The sequence below is a fragment of the Anaerobacterium chartisolvens genome (assembly GCF_003337415.1).
In the GTDB taxonomy this organism is placed as follows: domain Bacteria; phylum Bacillota; class Clostridia; order Acetivibrionales; family DSM-27016; genus Anaerobacterium; species Anaerobacterium chartisolvens.
The window spans coordinates 42717-67188 of record NZ_QPJT01000004.1; the positions used below are offsets into that span (position 1 = coordinate 42717).

A 24472-nucleotide genomic window follows, 5' to 3' on the forward strand; every position below is an offset into this window, starting at 1 on the left:
TTAAATAAAGGGACACTTGCCGACATGTCCGCCACTGGGGGCTCATTTATCTTTGCTTTAATCACTGGAATTCCGATAACCTGCTTGGATTCTGCAGGCTACTTCAATATCTGATAAGCCACATGCACAATCACAATCTATGGGGCTTTATTTCCACTGCCCCACCTTGCCTGATATTATGTACACATACTTCACCTTATTCGGGCCATCAGAAGATGGAGGTTTGCTACCGTTACGACTGTTTTTGCTGCGTTGAGCTTTAAGTTTTTTACACATACAAACTGTGCCATTAACTTCTAATTTTTTAAGTACCTTTATCTTTTGAACATAATATAACATAAAAAGATATATTTTTCAACTATGTTTTGGATATTTCTCTGTATTTTATCATTTTTTTACATGACCTTAACTTTGCTTAAAGCTTTGCAATATAAAAAAGCGATATTGGAAAATGATAGTCTATTTCCGCAGGCTTTTGTCCTATTTTACCTTTTAATCTAAATTATGCTTGAAAAAAGCTTTAAGTATTTATATAATATAAGATATTGTAAAATTTAAATTTTTATTTTTAAATTTATAATTTTTACTGTCGTTTTGTATCAGGCATCACAGGGAAGCAGTAAATTTATCGCAGCTCAACAAGACGCATATCAATATATCAAAACAGCACTGATTTATTTTTTTACGCAGCATTCTTCTCAGTCCTATACTTCCCACAGCACTTTTAATACAAGATTTATACACTTTTATAGCTTTTTAGGATAGTAAGGGTGTTAATAAAAATATGAAAAGGAGGGATTGTTAAAACTAAATTCCGAAAGCATATTATACAGAACCAATATTAAAATGTGAAGGGGGAAGTATGTGAAATGGGGTTAATTAAAAAAGTCTGGAAAGAAAATTTGACCCGCAAGGTATTAAGTGTATTTTTAGCAAGCGTGGTATTGCTGGTATGTATAGCCGGCACAGGGCTTTATCCTGTTACGGTGTCTGCACAAACCATATCTCTGGGAAATTATCAATTGGATTCAAGGATAAGATTAAATTCGATAGGCTACCTGCCAGAACAGGAAAAAAGAGCAACGATTGCTGCAAGCTGTTCTGATTTCCACCTTGTAAAGGAAAACGGAGAGGTGGTGTTTACAGGTAAAACTGCTTCAATGTTCAATCCTGATACAAGTGAGCAGGTATTTATAGCAAATTTCTCCCCGGTAACACAGGGTGGAGTTTATTGCCTGGTTGTCCCCGGTATTGGCAAAAGCATTACATTCAAAATTGCAAACGACATATATATGGAGCCTTTTAAAACATCAATGCTGGGAATGTATTTACTGAGGTGCGGAACAGAGGTTTCGGCAACATACCGGGGGCAGACATTTTCGCACCGGGCCTGCCATACCAACGATGCATATCTGGACTATATAACCGGGCAGCATACAAGGAAAGACGGCTCAAAGGGCTGGCATGATGCCGGAGATTACAATAAATATGTCGTAAATGCAGGAATAACTGTCGGTTCAATGTTTATTGCATGGGAACAGTTTAAGGACACACTTAAGGACATTAAGCTCACCATGCCGGAAAGCTCCAATTCAATTCCTGATTATCTTGACGAGCTCAAATATGAAATTGACTGGCTTTTAACAATGCAATATCCCGACGGCAGCGGGAAAGTCAGCCATAAGCTGTCTACAAGAAACTTTGGTGGGTTTATTCTCCCCGAGCATGAAAATGACAACAGGTATTTTACACCCTGGGGCAGTGCGGCAACAGCGGATTTTGTGGCAATGATGGCTATGGCCTCCAGAGCATTCAGACCTTATGATTCGTCATATGCCGATAAATGCATTAATGCAGCCAAGGTAAGCTACCAATTTTTAAAAGCCAATCCTTACAACACAAATGCTGATCAGAGTGCGTTTTCGACAGGTGAGTATGCTACCTCCGACAGTGACGACAGGCTTTGGGCTGCGGCAGAAATGTGGGAAACCTTAGGCGACAGCAGCTATTTAAGCGACTTTGAGAGCAGAGCAAGCAGCCTTTCCAGAAAAATAGACACCGATTTCGACTGGGGCAATGTAAGTAATTTAGGAATGTTTACTTATTTGCTTTCTGAACGGCAGGGGAAAAATCAAGCTCTATATAATTCAATAAAATCCTCCCTCATATCGACTGCAGATGGAATTGTAGCCACCAGAAACAGCCATGGCTACGGAAGGCCTCTGGGAGCATCATATTACTGGGGCTGCAATGGAACGGTGGCAAGACAGACAATGATTCTTCAGATTGCCAATAATCTGTCTCCTAAAACCGATTACATAAATACGGCTCTGGATGCCATAGGATTTTTGTTTGGAAGAAATTACTATAACCGTTCCTTTGTGACGGGTCTTGGTATTAATCCTCCTATGAAGCCGCATGACAGGCGTTCGGGTGCAGACTCAATACATGACCCATGGCCGGGCTATCTTGTTGGAGGCGGTTGGCCGGGGGCTAAGGACTGGGTTGACATAGAGGAAAGCTATCAAACCAATGAGATCGCAATAAACTGGAATGCCGCTTTAATATATGCATTGGCTGGATTCGCGGAAGGCATCCCATCCCCTCAAATTATATATGGTGATGTTGACGGCGACGGAACTGTAAACTCAAACGACTATGCTTTTATCAGAAAGTATCTTTTAGGCTTAATTGATACCTTTCCGGGAAAGGACGGTTTAGAGGCCGCCGATGTAGATAAGAATGGTGCAATAAATTCTACCGATTTTGCATGGGTGAAAAAATACCTGCTTGGGGCTGTTGATAAGCTTCCAATAAGCTCTTAGCCTGCTTTAAAAATATTTTATACTTTCATCCCCATAACTAAAAAGGACTGGGAGCTTTGGTTTGTAAAGCTCCTAGTCCTTTTTTCAAATTTAACGTCTAAGATTTTCCCTAATTTATCCACCAATCACATGGGAGCTTTAAAATTCAATGCGTATTTTGCGGCAACACGAATTGCCTCAATCATGCTTATCTCACTGGCTATTCCTTTTCCGGCTATATCAAACGCAGTCCCATGGTCGACAGAGGTTCGTAAAAACGGAAGTCCGTTTGTAACGGCAATTGTTCTTTCAAAATCCAGAGTTTTAGTTGCTATATGTCCCTGATCATGATACAGAGAAAGGACAGAATTATAGCGGCCCTTCAATGCCAGATGAAAAACCGAATCCGCTCCTATAGGGCCCTCGACGGCATATCCCATATTTTTGAGCTGTCTGACCGCCGGAAAGACCTCCTCCACCTCCTCATTTCCAAACAGCCCATGCTCTCCCGAATGTGGATTAAGGCCAGCTATAGCCATTGTTCCCTCTGCAACCCCCAGTCTGTGCAGAGCCTCATGGCACCTGACCACATAGTCCACAATCCTTTCCTTTTTTACCATGGTACACGCTTTGGCAAGTGATACATGGCGTGTCAGAAAGAACACCCTCATGTTTCTTACTTCAAACATTGTAAGAGGATCCTGCGTTCGGGTAAGCTGCCCAAATATCTCCGTATGGCCTATGAAATCCACATTCCCGGCTTTCAATGCCTCCTTGTTAATGGGAGTAGTTGACACGGCATCGACAGTCCCGCTGTTTGCAAGCTCAATGCTTTTTTTGATATATTCAAACGAAGCCTGTCCGCACAAGCCGGATACCTTTCCAAATTCAAAGCTTTCCGGCACTATGTTTTCAAGGTCTATAACATTAACAATTCCATGCTCAAAAACTCCTTCATCAGGGGATTTGATTATGTTGATTTTCAGTTTTACAGAGGTTATTTTTATCGTTTTTTCAATAATCCTTTTATCCCCTATAACAATACATCTTGCTATTTCGGTAAGAGCAGGATCTGCAAGAGCCTTGACAACAATCTCAGGCCCTACTCCTGCCGGATCTCCGATAGGAACTGCAATCACAGGTTTTTTCACTCTATTTACTCTTCCTTTCTGAATTTTGATTTTAAAAGCTGCTTGGTGCAATTAACCATCACATCTTGCTAGCCAGTCATTTCTCACTAAGTATATCATTAAAAGAAGAATAAAGCACAACCTACCGGGCCAGCTCCGACACATAGACCAGCTCAATCCCTCTCCGATCAAATTCAGGCAGCATTTCACTTATTGCCGCTGCTGTTACCTTTCCTCCCTCAACCCCCACATGGCCTATGGCAACCGCATAGCCCTTTTTAGCGGCTTTGTCTGCAGCCTGATTCAGCCTTTCTTTTACAAAGCTCTTTGGTTGCTGTCCGTCTATAAACACATCCCTTTCATAGCAGCGCACCCCCTTTGTATCGGCTATTTTTTTGCTGATTGGCTGATTTGCGGTTCGACTGTCCACAAAGTACAGATCCTTCTCTTTAATAATATCCAGTACGGCAGAAACTATATCCTCATCACTACTGGCCTTTGAACCCATATGAATATTTGCGCCAACGGCAAACGGCACATCGTCAAACGCATCTCTTACAATTTTCGCCACGTCATCTCCATTCATTCCCGCAAGAATGGGATGCGGCCCAAGCCAGCTCCTTTTGCCCTGATTGGGCTCCATCGGCAAATGCACGATAACCTCATAGCCCTTTTTGTTAGCTGCCGTTGCATCTTCCTGGGAGTGCTCGCAAAACGGCATAACCGCAAAGGTCAGATGCCTGTCTATTGACATCATTTCCTCCACACCCCCTCTACTGGAGCCGAAATCGTCAATAATAATTGCAAGCTTTCCTCCATTACCGGCGTAACCAGCTCCCTCCGCAGAGGTTTGCACCATCCCGCTGCTGGTACTAAACGGAATTACACTCCACAGCAGCAAAGCTGCCACAAAAGCAATAACAGGCAAAAATACAGCTAGGGCTGTCTTTTTGGGAACAACCACAAAATACAATCTTTTCATATACAAATCCCCCTCTGGATTTTAATTAATAAGAATATGCCTCTTATAGTGCGAATCAGGCAAAAGCACCTCACCGGATTGCTTGAGATAGATCTCTGCTCCATCTGCAACAGCCCTTGCAAGCTGCTCCCGGAATTCATCCGTTGTCAACAGATGCCGCTCGGTACTGTTAGACATAAATGCGGTCTCAACAATTGCTCCGGGAATTTTAGAAAAGCTCAAAAGATAATATTCTGACTCAACGGGATCATGAATAGTGCGCTTTATCCCGTCGATCTCCATACCGTTCAGCGTTCTCTGAATGCAATAAGCCAGCCTCTTATTTTCTGCAAAGGTATCATCGTAAAATACAATGCCTCCGTCGGTAGAGGTCTTTTTGAAATTGCAGTTGACATGTATGCTTAAAAAAAGCTGTGCATTACTGCCGTTAATTATATCCAGCCTTGCGTTCAGATCCCGCTGATGCCTGTTCTGGCCCGTATTATTCAGATGGTCTAGCGCAATATCCTCATCTCTTGTCATGACAACCGTATATCCCTTTTCATGCAGAAATGTTCTAAGCTTTCGGGAAACATCGAGATTAATTTCCTTCTCCAGTATTCCGTCTTTATTTGTTCCTCCGTCAATTCCCCCGTGCCCCGGATCGATTACAATAATTCCGCTTTTGGGATCAACGAATGTATTGGCGGGCAAGCCGGACAAATAGACCCACAAGGATATGCAGGCCAGTAAAAGGGTAAGTGCTGTCCAGCAAAAAAGCTGCGTCTTCCTTTTTTCTAAAACAAAAATTCTTACCTTTTTCATAGTAAAGGTTCCATACATTCATCAAAGCATCTGATCTATTTCTATTCGCTCAATACGGCCTTTATGTGCTTTCGATTATTGGGGAAGAGTATCGACAAAAAGCCTGCCCCTGTGAAAAGGGCAGGCTTTCTATAAGCTTTTCTCTGCCTGTATATTTGCATTATATAAAAAAAGATCCCATAAAACAGTCTGGTCAATTTTGAGGCTAATACTAAACGGCCTCTTTTTAACTGACTGTTTTATAGGATCTATTTCATGTATATTAGCGCTTTCAGCGCTATACTAACTAGTTTGGTATTACGATTTTTTGTCCTTCAAAAATCAAATTGGCATTTTTAATTATACCCTTATTAGCCTCATATATCTTAGTATACTTGCTCGCACTTCCATAATGCTTTGCTGCAATCTTGCCAAGCGTATCTCCTGCTTTTACGGTGTACACCTTTCCTTTTTCGGTGTTAAGCACCGGCAAAAGTCCATCAGAGGGTAAAATGAGTTCCATTCCCTCAGACAGACGGTCTTTATGTTTCTTAAGAAGCTCTTTGTTTGCTTTGTATATTTTTGTATGATATTTATAGCTTCCATAATTGTTTAACGCAATAGTTCCCAGCGTATCTCCCTGCTGAACCTTGTATGTAGTGTTCACTTTAGGAGCAGGTGCAGGTGCAGGCGCGGGTGCAGGCGCAGGTGCAGGCTCTTTTACAGGCTCAGTCTCGGAAACCGGTGACGGAGCTGGCTCTTCGGCTGGCTCCTCAGTTGGTTCCTCAGTTGGCTCCTCAGTTGGCTCGGGAGCCGGTGCAGCGGCCTCATCAGAGCTCTTATAAATAATCGTAGTGGTATTCTGATCATCCCCAAAGCTGAATATGTAGTAAGGATAAGGACAGCCCCAGAAATTGATTCCAAGAGCTGCTGTTGCTGTTTTATTTGCTTCAATTTCAGTCAAACCTCCTCCCAAACCTTCTACTTCCAACTCTACATTGCCTGAATAGTAGCCGTCTGGGTCATAAGCTCTTACGCTGGCAGACATCTTTTCCTTTGGCGTAAACTTTATCTCGGCATCTTCTCCAACATAAATAACCTCATACTCCTGAGGGCCATCGGTTCCTTCAAATTCAATCGTCTCCATCTGAACCTTCAGCATACCTGATAATTCATAGGTATACTTGTCAGCAGGAACCCCTGAAGCCGCTGAAGGAATTACAGTAAAAAGCAATACAGCAACTGAAAGCACTAAAGCTAAAGAAATTGTTTTAGCAATCCTCATGATATACTAACCTCCGTAAATAGTTATATTTTGCATTGGCGTCCAAAAGCTCCTCTCTAAATAAAATTACCCATCCCCCCTTACTTTATGTCAATGACTTCCAATTTGTTTTGTACATCTTTAAGATAGGAGAATTATTAATGAAAAATTCCATTTTTTTCACCAAGCAATACAATTATATATCTTATAATTCTTTCAAGCAATAGTTTATGTAAAGTAAAAATGGGAGCTTTTTTCATTCTCACCGCAAATGGTTAACTGCTTGCCCAAGTCTAAAATACCTGCCAAGGTATTTGAATGATAGACCGCCCGTTTAAAGGCAAAGAAGGAGGCTGCCAAAAAGACGCTACATTCGCAGGGGGCTGCCTTATCCGCATTGCAGGGCAGCAGCAAAAATGAGGCACAGTGGGAAAAGCATCCCTTTGTCAGCCCATAGCAGCAAGGCGCGGGAGGCGGCAGGGGGATTTGCAGGAGGCGCGGCATTTTGGTGCAGGCAGGATAAACGGGCGTTTGGCTGGGCGGCAGCAAGGCGGGCGGGACAGCGGGAGCCGTCGGGAGCGCGAACCGCCATGGCGGGAGACTAGCGGCCCCGGCAGCGCAAAGCCCCCCCCGCGCGAATGTGCCGATGCGCCGGGATGGGCGCGGTACGCCGGGGAGGCCGCGAGGCTTGCGGCGGCGGGGGGCGAGGGGTGCATGGGGGGCGCGGATGTGGGGCGCGAGGGCAGAAGGAAGCCCCGGCGGTGGGGGGGCCGGGGCTTCCTTTCTACTGTTAGATATTTATATATTTATTGGGTATAGCATCAGTTAACCAAACTTTATCGTTTCCTTGATAAAATACTATTCCTTCTTGTGATGCTTGCATAGCATTGATTTTTAGGATAATTGGCTCACTGTCACGTCTTTTGCCTACCTGTAAAGCTATTTCAGTGTCTACAGATAAATGAACATATTGCCGATTTTGTGGCAAAAGACCTTTTTCCTTTATTAACGGAATAAATCGCCTTGCTGTACCATGGTACAATATTTCCGGCGGAACCTTAGAATCTTTTAAAATTTTTTGCGGAATTGAATGCCCATATAACGCTCTAATTTTACCGCTGGCTATTTCGTGGCGTTTTTTATCGGAGTTTTTTATCATCATATGTAAATCCTTTTCGCTTAATTCCTGCCACTCCATAGAATCACTGAGGGAAGAAAGTAATTGCTTAATATCAACCCAGCCTTCTTCATCCAGTTCCAACTCATATTCCCATGGAACATGACGCAAAGCATAAGAAATTTCTTTACTCAACTTCGAATAGTCCATTTACTCCGCCTTCTTTCATGTCTAATATTCTCTAATCTTTTGCTATGTAGCAATCAAATCTTCATTAAAGTAGCGCGTGGATTTCTGTTTCCCATTTATGGAAATATAGTACATAGGAACCTTATTTTTCTGATGCCATTGTATTTCTTCTATCGTCCCTACCTGTGTATTATCCTTTACTAGCTTAACATTGCATCCAATTTCAAAAAAAGGAGCATCTACAATCTTATACAAGTCAGACTTTACCCTGAATGTCTCGTTTCCATACTTTAGGACTAAGTATCCATCAACTTCATCAATACATCTGAATACCTTTCCATACGGCGATAATTTTTTAAAACTTTCAATATCTTTTGGAAATATTAGATATTCCCCATCTTCTATAAACCATGGATAAAGTCCCCATGAATTGATAAATTTCTTCAAAACCCCACAACCTCTCTCGAATAGTATCTCATTTACTTACCATAAGGCACATATCCTTGGAAGTCCTTAGAGAATACATTAGACGGCAATTTACTAAATGCCCCTTGTGCTGCATCTAAGGAACCAGCTCCTGGCTTGAAGTGACCACTCGCATTGTCAACTTTATATATCTTACCCCCACGTATCTCAACAATTCCTGCTGCCTGTACTTGGGGATTAGAACCGCCAATAAGTGTTGGGTGTGGCATATGTTGGCCTCCACGGCTCCCAATTATGATATTCCCCTGGGGATCAACCACATACATATACTGACCGTTGAACCTTGAGTTACCTACATAATTTGAGCCTTCTTTAATTAAACTGTTTATGTTTTGTGCGGTAGGATTTTTTACATAGGAGCCCTTTTTCAGTACCCCCGCTGTTTCGTCTGCTGCTTGCATTGTCGGGTCAACGCCCCAAGTCTTTACCGTTCCACTTAAAACCTTCACAGTCCCGTCAGTAGCCGCAATTACAGGTATTTGCCACAACCCTTTATTAGTTATGGCAGCAAGCATATCTATCTTTTTCCTGTCGTTTGCTGCATCAAACTCATTAATCCAATTACTGATGTCTATATCTATGGCACCAATTGAGCCGTAAGGGTCCAGCAGTGTACTACCAAGCCCTTCAAAGAAGCTCTGGAAATAGCCTCCCATTTCGTCACTGAATTCACGCGCCACTCTCGGATCATCAGTAACCAATGCGTTCCCGAACCTCTCGAAAAATGCGGTTATGCTGTTTCCCGTGTTCTCAAAGTTCATTCCTACCTTGCTGCAATAACGGTTAAGGTATTCCTCAAAGGTCATTACCTGACTCGCGGTCACGTTACCTATTCCTATATATTTATACCAATAACTGTCCAGTGCTGCCCATATATTGTCGGGGTTTGCATATGTCTTGCCGTTTAGCGTTGTCTTTGCATCGATCACTAGCGGTAGGCCGTTTATAGTCACATTCTGTCCGTCGAACCCAACCTTTACACCCTCAAAGCGTGAGTCTAACGCTATTACATCCCTTACCCACTGCTGGCCCAGCTTTTCCGTAAGAAACCTTTCTTCCGCGCTCATTGCCGAACTCATAAACTGTATTCTTAGTGCCTGATCAAATCGTCCTTCGGTTACACTCCCCATATCAAATCTCAATGAGTCTGTGCCATTGCCTATGTACGCGCTTATGCCTCCTATTGAACCGCTGCCGCCTATGTTTATTCCCGGTATGCCTGACAACATATTTTGTGCATCCCAGTTAAAGCTTTTAGGATTGTTTATGTTAATCAGAAGCATACTGCCGTTATTTTGTATGTTTGCCGTCGCTCCGCTTCCTATATCTGTAACTAATATTCCCCAATTGTTAACTATGCTTGTACTGCTCTTGCTGCCCGTGCTTATACTCCCTATAGTTCCGCTGTTTTTTATCGCGGTGCTGCTGCCTATGCCTGTGGTTATGCTGCTAATCGATCCATAGTTGGTTATGCTTGTACTGCTCTGTGTTCCCGTAATAATCGATCCTATCGATCCACTATTGGTGATTGACGCGCTCGTTCCGCTCCTTACGTTTATGTTGCTTATGGATACTCCGCTGCTCACGGTCACACTTCCCTGCACGTAGAAGTTGTTGGCTATGGAATTCCACTCGCTTTTGCTCATGCTGCTGCCGTCCGATATGGAACTGCTGAAGCCGCTGTAAAAGCTGCTGTTGTGGCTTGACTCGCTGACTCTGGCTATGTTTCCCGACTCATTTCTTATGGCGTTGGCCTTATTGGTTATCTTCTGCTTCTCGGCCTGCGTGCTTGCAGCATACCACTGCTTTGTAAGCTCCACTATCTGAAGCTGCGCGCTCTGCGTAAGCTTTTCGTCTCCCTGCTTCAAATGCCCCGTCGGGTCGATGTAGTTCACGGGATCATTCTCACAATATGTATATCTGTTCAAGCTCAATGGACTGCTGTCCTCGCCCCAATAACTGTCCTCGCTTATGAATCTGCCAACGTAAGGATCATAGTACCTTGCGCGTAAATAGTACAACCCTGTCTCGGCATCCATGAATTCCCCCGCATACCTTATGGCACACGCATATTCCTCCACCGTCAGCGTCGGATTTCCCCATATGTCATAGTCATAGCTGTTCTGTACCTCTCCGGCTGCGTTCACCGTCTGCACCACATCGCCATGACCGTTATACATGAAGTATGAAGCCTCATTGGATGAATCCAGTCTTGCTATGTAGTTTACTCCCCTTACATACCGCACCTTTATGCCATTATCCGCGTCTGTCTCAAGTATTACGTGCTGCCTGTCGTACAGGTATTGGGTAACCTCTGGCCTATTCTCGTTGTCCGACCGCCTTACCGTCTTGCTTACCCTCAAGTCATCCCCGTCATAGGTGTACCGGGCTATGCTTCTTACGCCGCTCTTTACAGTCTCGGCGGTGGTTAGGCGATTAAACCCATCATAGACATAGCCTGTCCTCTCCAGAAGACTGTCCACCCCTACCTCTATGCTGTCGCCATAGGCAGAGCCTCTTGATCCCTGACTAAGCCCTGTGTTGTCACGCATTATATAGCTTATGCTTGTGTTAAGCTGGTTTCCGTTGGTGTCATATTCATATCTGGTGGTCTTCTGCGCGAGCTCCTTTCCATCCTCTCCGTACATCCTCTCTACCAGCTTAAGGAGTGTGTTGCTTGCAGAATAAGTATATTCACTTTTCTTTATCTTAAATTGTATATCCTTTCCTATGCTTTCGTCAATATATTCCATAGGCTGGACAGAGGTATAGGCTTCATTCTGGGATACCCTGTTCCCTCCCCTGTCATAGGCGTATACCGTCGTCTTTCCGGGAGCAGTTACCCTGATTATCCTTCCCGCACCGTCATACTGATACTCCGTCGTTCCGTAGCTGTCGGTTTTGGATACCTGCCTTCCCGCCAAGTCATAGCTGTAGCTGTACCGGGATATGCTTCCGCCGTCCGGCCTGAGGTTCTTTAATTCCACCAGACGGTTGTCCATGTCAAAGCTGTATTCCTCCCTTAGTCCCCCTCCGTAGTCTATAGACCTCCTGTTGCCGTTTTCATCATAGGCATAGCTTGTGGTGTTGCCACCATATGCCACACTTTCCAGTCTGTTGGATTTGTCATAGCCGTAGCGGGTGGCAAATCCCTTTTTGTCGGTTACACTTTCTATGTTCCCCACAATGTCATAGGTATAGGATATCTGCAAGCTGCCGCCCTTCCGTATTTCCAGCAGCCTTCCGTTGCCGTCATAGTTGTAGGTGCTTGTGCCGCTTCCGTCCTCCATTGATGCCCTGTTCCCCGCCTCGTCATAGGTATATTTTATTACGTCCCCGGTTTCCTGAACCTTCCTTTCGAGCATAAGCCCCCTGCTGTCATAGCTGAAAACGGTGGTGTTCCCGTTTCTGTCCCTGATAGAGGCAGTATTGCCGTCAAGACTGTATTTATATGCGGTGTCCCTGCCCTCTGCGTCAGTCACTTTTGTTAAAAAGCCTGCCGCTCCATAACCGTATCTGGTCAGCTTGCCCCTCCCGTCGGTCATCGTCAGCTTGCTTCCCAGCCTGTCATAGGTGTATCTTGTGCTTATACCCAGAGCGTCCGTAACCCTTGTCAGGTTCCCTGCACTGTCGTATTCATAAGCTGTTGCATTCCCCAGCCCGTTGGTCTGCCTTATAAGCTGCCCGTACTGGTCATACCGATACTCCGCGGTATATTTGCCCTGTGCCGCCGCCTCGGGGGAGGACTTCCGTATAAGCCTTCCCTCAGGATTGTAGGCATAAAGCGTTGAATGACCCTTTGCATCTGTCTCCTTTACTACGTTTCCGGCCACGTCGTATTGACTTGTGCTTATTACGATTCCGTAAGCGTCGGTGACTGTTTGTACCCTTCCCAGGCTGTCATAGCCATACTCCATTGTGTTGCCCTTGGCATCGGTCTGCGATATCCTGTTTCCCGCTATGTCATAGCCATAGGCTATTGTCCCGCCTTCGGAATCGGCAGAGCTTACCAGCCTGTTCATGCTATCGTAGCTGTGGGTTGTTTCAAAGCCCCTTTCGTCTGTTTCCTTTATCCTGTTCCCCGACTCGTCATAGGCATACAGTGTGCATATATCCCTTCCCTCATGCCTTCTCGTTACCTTTTCCAGCCTGTTTAACGCATCGTAGGCAAACAGCACAGTATATTCCTGCCTCTGCTCCTGCTGCCCTTCTCCATATGCGAAGGCCATCGGGCTTGTTTCGCTGATCCTGTTGCCAAGCACGTCATACCCGTACTCCGTTATCAGCATCAGCCTTCCGGGGTATTCTGCATCCCTAAGAGACTCTATTCCCGGCATCGCGCCCGCATTATGGATTTCGTCCTCATCCGCACGGTCTATGGAGGCAGTCAGCCTATCCATGCTGTCGTATTTAAGCCTGCGTACGCTGTATACGCCCTCTGTTCTCAGGCTTTCAGTTTTTATTGTGTTTCCGTTCTTGTCATACCAGCTCTTTGTATACGCCCCGCCGCTGTCGGTTACCGTGCTTACAAGTCCGTTGTCCCAGTAGGTATAGCTCACAGTCCGGGACGAAAGCCTGTCGCCGGTGCCCGAAACAGTCTTTCCTGTCACGCTTCCAAGCTCGTCGTAGGAATAGCTCTCCGTGCGGTATAGTATGTTGCCGTTTGCATCCCTCTCAATTGGAATTCTCTTTTTTACCGGCCTGTTCGCCGTGTCATAGCTTATATATGTCCAACTGCCCAGCTTGTCCTTTGAAGCCGTTATATTTCCTTCGGCGTCCGATTTGTATTCCAGTGTGTTCCCAAGAGCGTCGGTTTTCAATTTTATAGACCCCAGACTGTTCCATTCATATAATGTTGTGCTGCCGAGCTGATCCCTGCTCAGCACCTTTCTTCCCATACTGTCGTAAGCATATTCCACCTGCCCTCCGTCCGGGTAGGTAATTTTGGCAAGAGTTCCGTCGGGGTTGTTTTGGTATGTTGTTACATTCCCTCTTTCATCGGTCATTTTAGTAAGGCTTCCAAGCACATCATATTCAAAATGCCTGCTGCCGCCCAGCGCATCAGTTGAGTCTGTTACCCTTCCCAGCCCGTCATATGTATATATTGTCCCCGGCGAGGTGTCAATGCTTCCCGCAAACCGCAGCCCGTCAACCCTCTTTGCCACATTACCGTTAAGGCTGTATTTAAGGTATTCCACTCCCTCTCCCTCAGGTGACAGCGTTGATGTACGCCTGTTCATGCTGTCATAGGTATAGGACATGCCCTCCATTGCCCCGGCAAGCTCCGGGGTATCCGTCTCCACAGTATAGCTGTTCGGCTGTATCTGATTTTTCAAGTTGCCCGCTGCGTCGTATATGTATCTGGTTACGGCAAGCCCTCCGTCCGCAGCCGAACTCTTTTTTCTTATCAGCCTGTCCATGCTGTCATACTCATAGTATACCGATATATTCCTGGCGTTTTTCTCCTCTATGAGATTGCCTTTGGTATCATATATATACATTGTGTCATACCCCATGGCGTCGGTCTTTCTTACCGGCCTGCCGTCCAGATCGTATTCATATGAAGCCGTTCCGCCATTAGGACTGGTCTTAGCCTTTAGCTGCCCGCTGCTGTAATAGCTGTAGAAGGTGGTTAATTTTACCCTAGTAGTATATTCGGAATCAAGCACGGCTTTCCCAAGGCTTGCTGTGTCCAGCTCGGAGGTTTCCGCAAGCAGGGCCTCAGAGATAAGCCTCGACTGTATATCATACTGGTATCTTGTTATACGGTAGTACCCGTCCCGCACCTTCTGCTTTCTGGTGATAAGGTTTCCTTTTCTGTCATATTCGTTTGCCGTTTCCTTTCCCATCGGCCCCATAACCCTTATAAGCCTTCCGTTTTTGTCATAGGTATATTCAACCCTGTCACCGGCGGGCTTTTCCTGTCCTCCTTCAACGGAGCCTTTTGGTACGGTATATTCAAAGGTTTCCGAGGTCAGAATGCTTCCTGTCCCGTCATATGTATTCTTTACAAGCCTGTAGCGATCATAACCCGCCCCCGTGGATATGTATTCCTTCTTTTCAGTCACATTGCTCTGTAAATCATACTCAAAGTATTTTGCGCTGCCCTCCCTGTCCCGGCTCTCAGCCAGCTCTCCTCTGGCATTGTATCGGAAGGTCTCAGAAGTGTTATCGGGGTACTCTATCCTGTATGCCTTTCCGAACAAATTGCTGTATGATGACGTTTTATTCCCCGCTCTGTCGGTCTTTACAGTCTTTACCCTTCCTGTCAGGTCATAGGCATAGCTCTCCGACAAGCCGTCAGGGTATGTCTTTTTCTTAAGCAGTCCGTTTAAGTAATATGTGTTTTGAGTTACCCGGCCTAAAGCGTCTTCCTCTGTGAGTACATTGCCTGATCCGTCATAGGTGTATTTCATGGTATGCTCCGACCCGTCCTTTGAAGCCTGTGCCGAGGTATAGACAATTACATTGTTTCTTGCGTCGTACTTATATGTGTTCCCTATGGATTCCGCGGGGTTGTCGCTGCTGTAGCCGTCCCCGTCGGCCTCCTTTATTACATTCCCGCGTCCGTCATACTCCCTGTAAGATATTACAGTGCTTGACGTGCTGTCAAAGACGGAGGTAAGTATCTGCCTGTTCAAAGCATCATATTCATACCCGGTTCCGGGAGCCGAAGAGGTCTCCTGTGACGAGTACCTAGCGTCAATCTCTTTTATAAGGTTGCCGTTCTCATCGTAAAGGTGTCTTGTTATATACCCCATCGGGTCTATTTTGGCAGTATTTCTTCCCATGCCGTCATATTTGTACTGCGTGGTTCGGGCCTCTCCACCGAATGCCACAGTTTCGGAAAGCACATTTCCGCGTTTGTCGTATGTGTAGGAGGTGGTTTTTACATCCCCTTCGGGTGTTAGGGGCTGTGTTTTTTCCACAAGCCTTCCCCTGTAATCATACCTGTACGAGGTGGTATCAAAGCTTGTTCCGTTGTATCTCTGTTCTTCTGTCAGACTTCCTGCGTGGTCGTAACGGAACTTTTTCATATAGCTTCCCTGCTCGTCCCCAGTACCTGCGCTCATAACGCCTGTCTCTATTATCATTCTCCCGGCATAGTCATAAGCGCAGATGTGCTTTATTGTCGCCGCTCCCTGCGCGTCTATGTACTGCACTGCCTCCGTCCTGTTTCCGTTATTGTCGTATTTATACTCGGTACGGCTGGTGACGGAAGCGTCAATTCCGGCATATTCGCCAACAAGCCGGTTCATTTTGTCATAAGCATAGCGTGTAGAGGAGGAAACACTGTCTCCACCGTCTTTAACACTTCCCCTTACAATTGTTTCTATGTTATCCGACCTGTCATATGTATATCTTGTGTATGTATAGCTCTCCGGGCTGTCCTCCTGATATATTCTCTCTTCCTTTGTCCTTCCCATGCCGTCATATATGTATTTTGTGGCTTTCCCCTCAGGCTCGGTGATTGTATCGGGCTTTTCAAGCCCGTTATAGGTATACAGCGTATGACCTCCCACGGCATCGGATACAGACTCAAGCTGCCCCAAGGCATTGTATCGGTATTGTGTTGTATGGCCCCTCGGATCGGTGTCGCTGACCTTGTTTCCCGCATAGTCGTAAGCACAGGTTGTGGTATAATATGTATTACCATCCGGGGTTTCGTCGGTTCTTACCAGCCTTTCCAGCTTATCATAGTATAGCCTGTGCTTATACCCGTCCTCGTCCGTCATAGTGACTAAAAGCAGTGTTTCATCACCTGCCCCGCCATCACCGCCATAGGTATACGCCAGCAGTATGCTTTCCTTTCTTGCGGCATCATTCTCATAATATTCCTTTTTAGTGAGCCTGTTTTCACTGTCATAGGAATATCTTATGCTGTGCCCATTTGAATCCCTTTCCTTTGTTTTGCTGCCTTTAAAGTTATACAGGGCTTCATTTATGAGCTGCCATCCGCCTTCACTGTATGCCTCATGCGTCAACTGATTTCCAAATATATCATACCGATACCTTACCCTGTTTCCCACTGCATCGGTATATTCAATGTTTCTGTCCTTATCCCTGTATTCACCATATACATATTTGGACACGCTGCCGTCAGCATTTGCAATACGGGTTACCCTGCCCAGTATGTCGTACTCATATGCTGTTATGTTTGACCTTGCGTCTGTTTCGGATTTCAAGCTTCCTGTATTAAAATCATATGCATACCTTATGACTGCTTCCTCACCCCCGGCAATTCTGTACTGCTTTGTAAGGTATGCCCCCTTGTGATCGGTGCCGTAATCGTCAGTTCCGTACTCATAGCGGGTAACGTACAGGTTTCCGTCCGAATGCACTGTTTTCCCCGTCATGTTTCCCCGGCTGTCATATTCATAGTCCGTTTCAAGCCAGAGTGCGGCATCTCCGGTATTCACTCTCTGCTCCTTTACCACATTCCCCATGTCATCTATTGTGTATATTGTCTGGCAGGTTGTGTCCTTGTCCTGTTTCCAGGTCTTTAAGCTCAGTACATGGAACCTGTCATATGCGTATGAATATACAACGGTATTCTCGCTGTCTGCCGGGTATCCGTTGTCGTCCCTCTCCGCCATAGGGCCCGTATAGTTTGTCAGGTTGCCGTAATCGTCATACCTGAAGTTTTCAACCGTCTTTACCGTCCGCCCCTTTACATTTCCGTTTTCCATAGCGCATACGGTTTTTTCTGTCTTTTTGGGAAACTTCATCTCGTCATACTCGGTGACTGTTGTTCTTTTATGCCCGCTTCCCGTTTCTTCGGTACCCACATGCTGATGCAGCCCGTCATAGGTGTATCTTAAAACAGTTCCGTCATAGACGGTAACATCGGTATAATACCTGTAGGTGTCTCTAAGGTATGGCTGGTCACTCTCCTTATAGCCCTCATACCCAAAGCCGTCGGCTTCGTTTGTGTATTTATACGTGGTTCTGTCCTTTATATTAAATGCGAATCTGTCTAAAAATTCGGTCTTTGAAGCGTCGTAGCCGGTTCTTGCAAGCTCGCTTTTCTCAAATATTTTTCTGTACTGCATACTGCCCTTGTCCGAAAGTCCCTTTGTGCAGGTGCTGTATGTAAACCGCTCTAGCCTGTTTGTTTTGCAGTAGTCAATCTGTGTAAGATTCTCATACCTGTTGTAAGCCGAATACTGCTTACCGTTGGTGTAGGTAAAGCCAAGCTGCGGCTGGTCGTACCAATAGTGGTACTTTGGCTTTCCGTCCACATCATACACCCGCTGGAGCCTGGTTCTTAATATATGGTTTGTTTTGCTGAGAAGTACGGCTGATTTGTCATATACAAGCTTTTTATTTCCCGGCAGGGTGATTATAACCTGAAATTTACCCTTAAGATCGCCCGAATGGGTGGTGTCAGGGTTCTGTGACGCCATATGGCTATCCTCAAGGCCGTAGCGTTTATCCTCAATCGCCCCTGCGGTAAAGCTCTCATCCTGCTTATATTCTATAGCCGTCTCTCTTCCTGCTGTGTCTATTATTTTGGAAATGAGCTTTTTGCTTTTGTCCGTCCCGTCTACGGTATATGGAACAGAGGTATAGAGAAAGGTTATTGTGTTGCCGTACCTATCCCTTATTCCCAGAACTCTCCCGTCATCGGCAAAGTATGTCCTCCTGCCGTCCTTGCCCTCCATCATATAGAAGGACGTACCGTCGGTCTGTCCGTTGCTGAAGCCCTTATTCTCTTTTACAGTGACATCCTTTATGGTCTGGTTTTCGGGTTTGTATGTATTGACATTGTCAACACTTTCAGGCCCCATCAGCCTGTATACGTCCCCTGCCTCGGTATGCAGAAACCTGTGGCTTGTCCCATCGGAGTTTTTCTTTATTTCCATTGCCGGGAACGAAAACCTCATTCCGACTCCCAGATCGTACCTGTCCTCATAGAATGATGACGTTTTATTGTCGGAGTACACCTGATCCACCCACGCACCGTTTACATACTCCGCCTTCATCTCCTGAACATTGGCGGTACCGCTCCTGTACATTCTCTTTATCTCAAGATCAAGCCCGTTTATGCCCGGAAGCACATAGTCGGTCTGCACCAGACTGATGTCTCCGCTCTGCGGGCTTATTGACTCCTCTGTGGCGTTGTTCCTTAAATATGCCGGTGACAGCATTGTGTTGTATTGCTTTGCCGGGCCTACAAGGTTGTTCAGCCTTTCCTCCAAAGTCTCGGCAAGTACTCCCTGCACCTGTATGAAAACTGTTATAAGTGTTATTACGCATATAGCGAAAATTTTAAATATGTGCCGCTTCACTAAAAAACCCCCTCTTATTTGGTGAGTATATACTCTACCCAAAATAATATTTCTCCTCATAGGCACGGGCATAAATTCCTTCGTTTGAAAGGCCCTTCTTTACCCATTCCAGCACAGTTACGTCGGAAACCCCGAGCTTTGACGCCATAACCAGAGCCTCCACTACCCGCTTCTGCGAAAGCCCCGTCTGCTCACAATGCTTCTCAAGCTTCTCATGGGTAACAGGTACACGCGGCAGCTGTTCGTCACCGTTTACAATGCCATACCCGGCGTTTATCAGCCTCCAGCTCATTCCCGACTGTTTCTTCGCTATTATATCTCCAATAGATATTCCCAGCCTCTGGCTTACCCTGTCGGCCATCATAATATCGTCCTGAGTTATTCCCGGCGTTTCCAGAAGCTTGTCGAGGTACTCAGAATCAAACGAGGTGGGAACAAATTCAGGGTTGTCCTTCACATATTCCTTAAAAATTGCTTCCCAATTCTGCCCCCGGGCTTTCATGCCCAGAAGCCTTTCAATGTCCTCAAGCCTTCCGAAGCGGTCGTTGAGGAAGGAGTAAGCCGTGAGGATATCGGGAATCCCCGCCCCCTCCTTTATATGTCTTTCCAGCTCGATTTTAAACCTTGTATGTACATTCAGTCTTTTAAGAAGCGCGCTGTAGTTGTCAACGTTGCGGGTGTAGCCTTCCGGGTCGTAAGCCTTTATGCAGTCCAGCACATTCTGGGTGATGCTGTAATCGGCTTCATCCTCCAAAATTTCACCCTCGGTCATGCTCTCAGCTATGCTCTCAGCTACGCTCTCGTTTACACCCTCATCAGGCTTGTCCGTCTGCGCCGCCGGCTGTACTTCCGTGTTCCGTCCGTTATCGCTCTGCCCTGTGGTCTGCTGCTCATCCGTAGTCTTTACGGCAACCATGTGGTATGCTCCGTATGCGGCCTGCGCTATGAATACCAGAGCAACGGCAATTATAATTATCTTTATTCCTTTAATGCTCCTCATAAGCTTTATCTCCTCTGCAATCAGTTATTTACAGGACTTATAGGACTTATTTGTCTTATTTCCTCCATTATTTCATCAGTCGGATTTTTGGGCCTTAGATCCTTAGCCGATATATCGGGCATATCAGGCAACGGGCTTGTGCCGGACAAGGAATCCTTACCTGCCGCAGGTCCGCCGTCTGCATCCGTCCCGGCCTGCTTAAAATCGCTTGCCGTGCTGTTCCCCCTCTGTATTTGCAGGAGGGCTTTTTCTTCTATCTTAGAGATGGTAATTATATTTTCAGCTCCCAAAAGAAAAAGCTTTTGATCCTTTTTATCCAAATACGAATTTTTATCCATTATGCGTTCGTTTATGTCGATATCAAGCTGCAGTGAAGAAAGGTATTCGTCAAAAGCAGCTTCAATGCTCTTCATATCCTCTTTAAGCCTCAGCATGGAGCGTATTGCAGCACTTTTGTCCATTTTTGCAGCAAGCTCACGGTATGCGCCGTTATCCCTGTAGGCCTTGTCCGGCTCCCCCGTTGTTCCATTAATTGCCGCCGAACCTTCCGCATTCCATTCTATTTGCTGAAGCTGGAATTCTACTCTGTCATAAAGCATTTTTGCATAGGTTATATCCTCATCCGAAAAGCCCTCTTTTTTAAGACTGTTAACCAGCTCTTCCTCAAGCCCCGCTTTCAGCAGCAGTTCCTCCCTCTTGGCTTTTTCGCTTCCAGATCCTATATAGTACGTGTCCTTCAGCGCACTCAGCACCTCGTTCCATGAACGTCCGCCGTTTTTCAGCCTCATGACCTCTTCAATGCTGACTCCCGTCATATTCGATATTTCTGAAGCTGTCTTCTGATCGTTTGCGCCCGCAGCGTCCGCGTCTCCCTTCTGCTTTCCCATGAAGCCTCCAAGCGTCAGGGGCAGTGATGTCAAAAGCAGCACAATGCAAATTACCACTGCAAAAGCCTTATAGCTACTGTGTATAATCCGTCTCATTTTTTCACCTCGCCTTATCGCATGTTGAAGCTTATGCTTGTCTTCCCGTCTGTTTTAGGGCGGAATACTATTGTGGCTATCTCGCCCGACCATGCCGTTCCCGGCGCTATGCTCTCGTTTACCGTAAACTCTATCCTTCCGGGGGTGTATTTTACGCCAAGGCTTGTGCCCGGTATCCTTCCCTCCGGCATTATGTCTGCGGCTGCCGTAAAGCGGCACAAATCCACTGCCTCCATATCCTCCGGGCTGTATTCCACCACAAACTTGAGCCCTGAGAAATCCTGTACATTTGAGGCCAGAAGGGAAAAGTCAAGCTGTACGTCCCTTATGCATTCCAATTCATATACCGGGCTTGTGGTGCTCTTTGTTATAGCTGCACTCCATGCGGTAACACCTCCGGCATTTTTACCTCTTACCCTGTATGTATGTGTTGTCCCGGGAGAAAGCTCTTCGTCGATATACTCCGGCAGGCTTCCCGCATCAATTATTTTTCCGTCCGCCTCTACATCATAGCTTGCTCCCTCGTTTCCATCCCACCTAAGCTCTATATAGGTGTTGCCTGAGGATGCGGTTATGTTTGATGGTGCTCCGGGAGGAGACGGAAGCGTAGAAAGAGCCAGAACAGCGCACCATTGTCCTTTCCCCTCTCCGTCCTTCAGCCTTACCCTGTATGTGTGAAAGGACTGGGGCGGAAGCCCCGTATGGTTGTATAACGTGCTTTCGCCGTTGTCAATTGCCTCCCCGTCCACCTCTATTTCATACTGTGCGTCTCTTGCGGCTGCGTCCCACGACACCATAACCGAGTTAGTGGTAACCACCGCAACCATGTTTATAAGTACAGCCGGCTCAGCCCCTCCGGCATCCTCTTGAGGCAGCACCGACATTTCTATGGGCCTGCTCCACTGGCCTTCACCGCTTATGTTTTTTGCTCTTATCCTGTATGTATGCTTTGTACCCGGCGTAAGCCCCGCGTGGGTATATGACATGCCTGCGGTATTTTCGATACCATTTCCGTCCAGTTCTATATCATAGCTTTCCGCCCATTGTATGCCGTACCACGTTATTGCAATAAAATCACCGCCTGAGGTTGCCATTATGTTTGAGGGCACGGCAGGTATTTCAGGCCATGTGGTTATTTCAACGGGATCGCTCCACTCGCTTTTGCCTCCCCGGTTCCAGGCCCTTACCCTGTATGTGTGGCTGCTGTTTGCCAAAAGCCCGTCATGCAGGAAGGAAAGCTCCGCCCCCGCATCCCTTATATCCCCGTCCGCGCTTATTTCATAGCCCTCCGCCCTTTCACATGAGAGCCATGTTACCGTAACATTGGTCCTTGTGGGTTCTGCTTTTATATTTGCAGGGGTATCCGGGGGATTGGGGATTGTCTCCACAGAAAGCTCTTCGCTCCACTCTCCGCTGCCTCCCTCGTTTACGGCTCTGACGCTGTATGTATGCGGAGTTCCCGGCAAAAGCCCTGTGTGCGAATAGCTTATATTGCTTCCTATATCAATTATTTCGCCGTCGGCCTTTATATGATAGGCATCGGCTCTTTCCGCCGGATCCCAGCTTATCCTTATCTCGGTCTTAGCTTCCTCCGTCGTGATATTCTGAGGAACGCCGGGAGGCAGGGGCAGGGTTGAGGCTCTGAATGAATTACTCCAGCCGCCTGTCCCTCCCGCGTTTCTGACCCTTACCCTGTATGTATGTGATGTATCAGGCTGTAATCCTGTATGAGTATATGCGGCTGCGGTGCCTGAGTACACAAGCGCTCCGTCGGCCTCCACGTCATAGCCCAGAGCACCGCTTGACGGGCTCCATTCCAGCCCTATATGCTCCATGCCTCTTGCAAAGCTGACACCAGAGGGAGGATAAGCAAGAGTAGTGCCTGTCTTAACCTGTGAAAACTCCGTTTCAACACCCTCATTGTTTTTTGCCTTGATCTTGAAGCCATATTGTGTTCCCGGAGCCAGCCCCCGCACAGTAAGCTTTTTTCCTGTGAGTGTTATCCACACCGGCTGGGATGTAAGTGTGCCGTCCTGCGAGGCATAGCTTTGTCCTGCCATAAGCTGATACTGTGTGGCCGCCGGGTTTGAGTCGCTCACCGATACGTCTATGGAGGTTTCGGCAGGACTGCCTAAGGATAACTGCGGTGCCTGTGCTTTGGTGTGGATTGCTTTTGAAACACCTGAAATATTGCCCACCGCATCGCGAGCTTCAAACTTTACCGTATACTGTGTATTTGGAATAAGTGAGCTTATAGTACACGAAGCATTGGAACTCCATGACTGGTATACCGTGCTTCCCACCGAGTACCTGTAAGGGGTCGAATGCAGTCCTGATATATTGTCCGAAGCAGATCCCGTTACAATTATGCTTCTTCCACCCTCCACCGCCTCAAGCTTAACATCTCCAATAGACGGAGGATATCTATCAACCTTAAATGCAATTGTTTTTACTACAGGATTATCCCAATTATCACTCACTTCAAATTTAAGCGTATGGTTCCCCTCAGATAATAAAGCCATATTTATGCTCGTAAAATTAACTAACTGAGTAGAGGCAGTATTGGATACAGTTTTAGTCTCCCTCGGAGAAACCTCGGAATCTATATAGTACCTGCAAACCAGAGTATCTTTATCGGCATCCGAGACTGAAATTGATGGAGTAAAAGCCGTATCCAACTGTCCGAATATTCTATTTTGTGCTGGCGAAATAATTGATACCGAAGGCAGCTCATTAGTGTTAATCATGCTTGTCAAAGACTGTAGACTTGCAGAAAATCCTGATTGTATATTCCCAAAAATGCCCTTGGTGTTTGTAAACAGACTTGTGTATACACTCTTATACCACTCGCTTGCTATTACAGATACAGTAATATTGTCATTTTTAAGCATCTCTATTTCGTCAACCATTAAGATTTTCTTTTGGGAAGTGTCAAAGCGCGTACCCTCTTTATAATCAGCATCCGTGACAAGTATAATAAATTTCTTGGAATATTGTTGATATGCCATCCTTCTTGCTTCCTCTAAAGCATCTACTGCAGACTCAGGGCCGTCTCCTCCGCCATCAATTATAATGTTTTCTAATGTTTTTCTAAAATCACTTGCATTACTAAACCATCCTCTGTTTATAGTTGACCAATAACCATCCTCATATATGTCCTTATACTCAACCAGTCCTAATCGCACATTTATGTTGTTGGCATTAAGAATATTAACGAATTCGCTTATATTGTTCTTTACATTGCTTATCTCATCATGCATTGAGCCTGTGGTGTCTATTGCAAACACAATATCCGCATTCCTTGCATTAGCGGCATAAGCCTTGTTATTGAAATTTAAAAGCGTTCCGTTTTGCAAGCCCTCGGGCAAATTACTTAAGCTGCATATACCAAAAATTAAAATCAGGCATACTATTTTTTTAATCAGCCTTTTTATCATAATAA

General features: G+C 45.9%; 13 protein-coding genes. 2 read left to right on the plus strand and 11 right to left on the minus strand.

The features are described 5' to 3' along the window. Nucleotides 1-147: 147 nt before the first annotated feature. Nucleotides 148-339 carry a DUF6444 domain-containing protein gene (locus DFR58_RS22595; protein WP_423230826.1) on the minus strand — a complete coding sequence of 64 codons (192 nt, stop codon included), beginning with the start codon at nucleotides 337-339 and terminating at the stop codon, nucleotides 148-150. A 530-nt stretch (nucleotides 340-869) separates the two neighbouring features. Here DFR58_RS22595 and DFR58_RS04450 point away from each other — a divergent pair. Further along, nucleotides 870-2825: a glycoside hydrolase family 9 protein gene (locus DFR58_RS04450; RefSeq protein WP_114296611.1), complete on the plus strand. Its 1956-nt coding sequence runs from the start codon at nucleotides 870-872 to the stop codon at nucleotides 2823-2825. A gap of 125 nt (nucleotides 2826-2950) precedes the next feature. Here DFR58_RS04450 and pdxA read toward each other — a convergent pair whose 3' ends face one another. The 4 genes from pdxA to DFR58_RS04470 all read right to left on the minus strand — a co-directional run bounded on the left by pdxA (nucleotide 2951) and on the right by DFR58_RS04470 (nucleotide 6984). Next, complete coding sequence (gene pdxA / locus DFR58_RS04455; RefSeq protein ID WP_114296612.1) at nucleotides 2951-3955, minus strand: 4-hydroxythreonine-4-phosphate dehydrogenase PdxA; 1005 nt, start codon at nucleotides 3953-3955, stop codon at nucleotides 2951-2953. Between the two features lie 121 nt (nucleotides 3956-4076). Beyond that, nucleotides 4077-4916 carry a divergent polysaccharide deacetylase family protein gene (locus DFR58_RS04460; RefSeq protein WP_114296613.1) on the minus strand — a complete coding sequence of 280 codons (840 nt, stop codon included), beginning with the start codon at nucleotides 4914-4916 and terminating at the stop codon, nucleotides 4077-4079. Between the two features lie 21 nt (nucleotides 4917-4937). Continuing rightward, entirely contained in the window at nucleotides 4938-5720 is a 783-nt protein-coding gene (locus tag DFR58_RS04465) for an N-acetylmuramoyl-L-alanine amidase (protein WP_114296785.1), read from the minus strand. A 286-nt stretch (nucleotides 5721-6006) separates the two neighbouring features. Next, a complete protein-coding gene (locus tag DFR58_RS04470; protein ID WP_114296614.1) occupies nucleotides 6007-6984 on the minus strand; it encodes a LysM peptidoglycan-binding domain-containing protein in 978 nt (325 codons plus the stop codon). 395 nt (nucleotides 6985-7379) lie between these two features. Between DFR58_RS04470 and DFR58_RS21675 the strand changes: the two genes are divergently transcribed. Further along, entirely contained in the window at nucleotides 7380-7568 is a 189-nt protein-coding gene (locus DFR58_RS21675) for a hypothetical protein (protein WP_147273140.1), read from the plus strand. A gap of 185 nt (nucleotides 7569-7753) precedes the next feature. On the opposite strand, the gene DFR58_RS04480 is transcribed toward DFR58_RS21675, so the two are convergent. Genes DFR58_RS04480 through DFR58_RS04505 form a run of 6 tightly spaced genes read right to left on the minus strand, consistent with a single transcriptional unit; the run spans nucleotide 7754 to nucleotide 24467 of the window. Then, nucleotides 7754-8290, minus strand: a complete 537-nt coding sequence (locus DFR58_RS04480; RefSeq protein WP_114296616.1) for an RNA 2'-phosphotransferase — start codon at nucleotides 8288-8290, stop codon at nucleotides 7754-7756. 42 nt (nucleotides 8291-8332) lie between these two features. After that, nucleotides 8333-8716 carry a DUF6960 family protein gene (locus tag DFR58_RS04485; protein ID WP_114296617.1) on the minus strand — a complete coding sequence of 128 codons (384 nt, stop codon included), beginning with the start codon at nucleotides 8714-8716 and terminating at the stop codon, nucleotides 8333-8335. A gap of 32 nt (nucleotides 8717-8748) precedes the next feature. Continuing rightward, nucleotides 8749-19047, minus strand: a complete 10299-nt coding sequence (locus DFR58_RS04490; protein WP_170138029.1) for an RHS repeat-associated core domain-containing protein — start codon at nucleotides 19045-19047, stop codon at nucleotides 8749-8751. A 34-nt stretch (nucleotides 19048-19081) separates the two neighbouring features. Next, entirely contained in the window at nucleotides 19082-20047 is a 966-nt protein-coding gene (locus tag DFR58_RS04495) for a hypothetical protein (RefSeq protein ID WP_114296619.1), read from the minus strand. A gap of 20 nt (nucleotides 20048-20067) precedes the next feature. Then, nucleotides 20068-21030, minus strand: a complete 963-nt coding sequence (locus DFR58_RS04500) for a hypothetical protein (RefSeq protein WP_114296620.1) — start codon at nucleotides 21028-21030, stop codon at nucleotides 20068-20070. A 14-nt stretch (nucleotides 21031-21044) separates the two neighbouring features. Beyond that, on the minus strand, nucleotides 21045-24467 hold the full coding sequence (locus tag DFR58_RS04505; protein ID WP_114296621.1) for a fibronectin type III domain-containing protein: 3423 nt from the start codon (nucleotides 24465-24467) through the stop codon (nucleotides 21045-21047). Nucleotides 24468-24472: the final 5 nt, after the last annotated feature.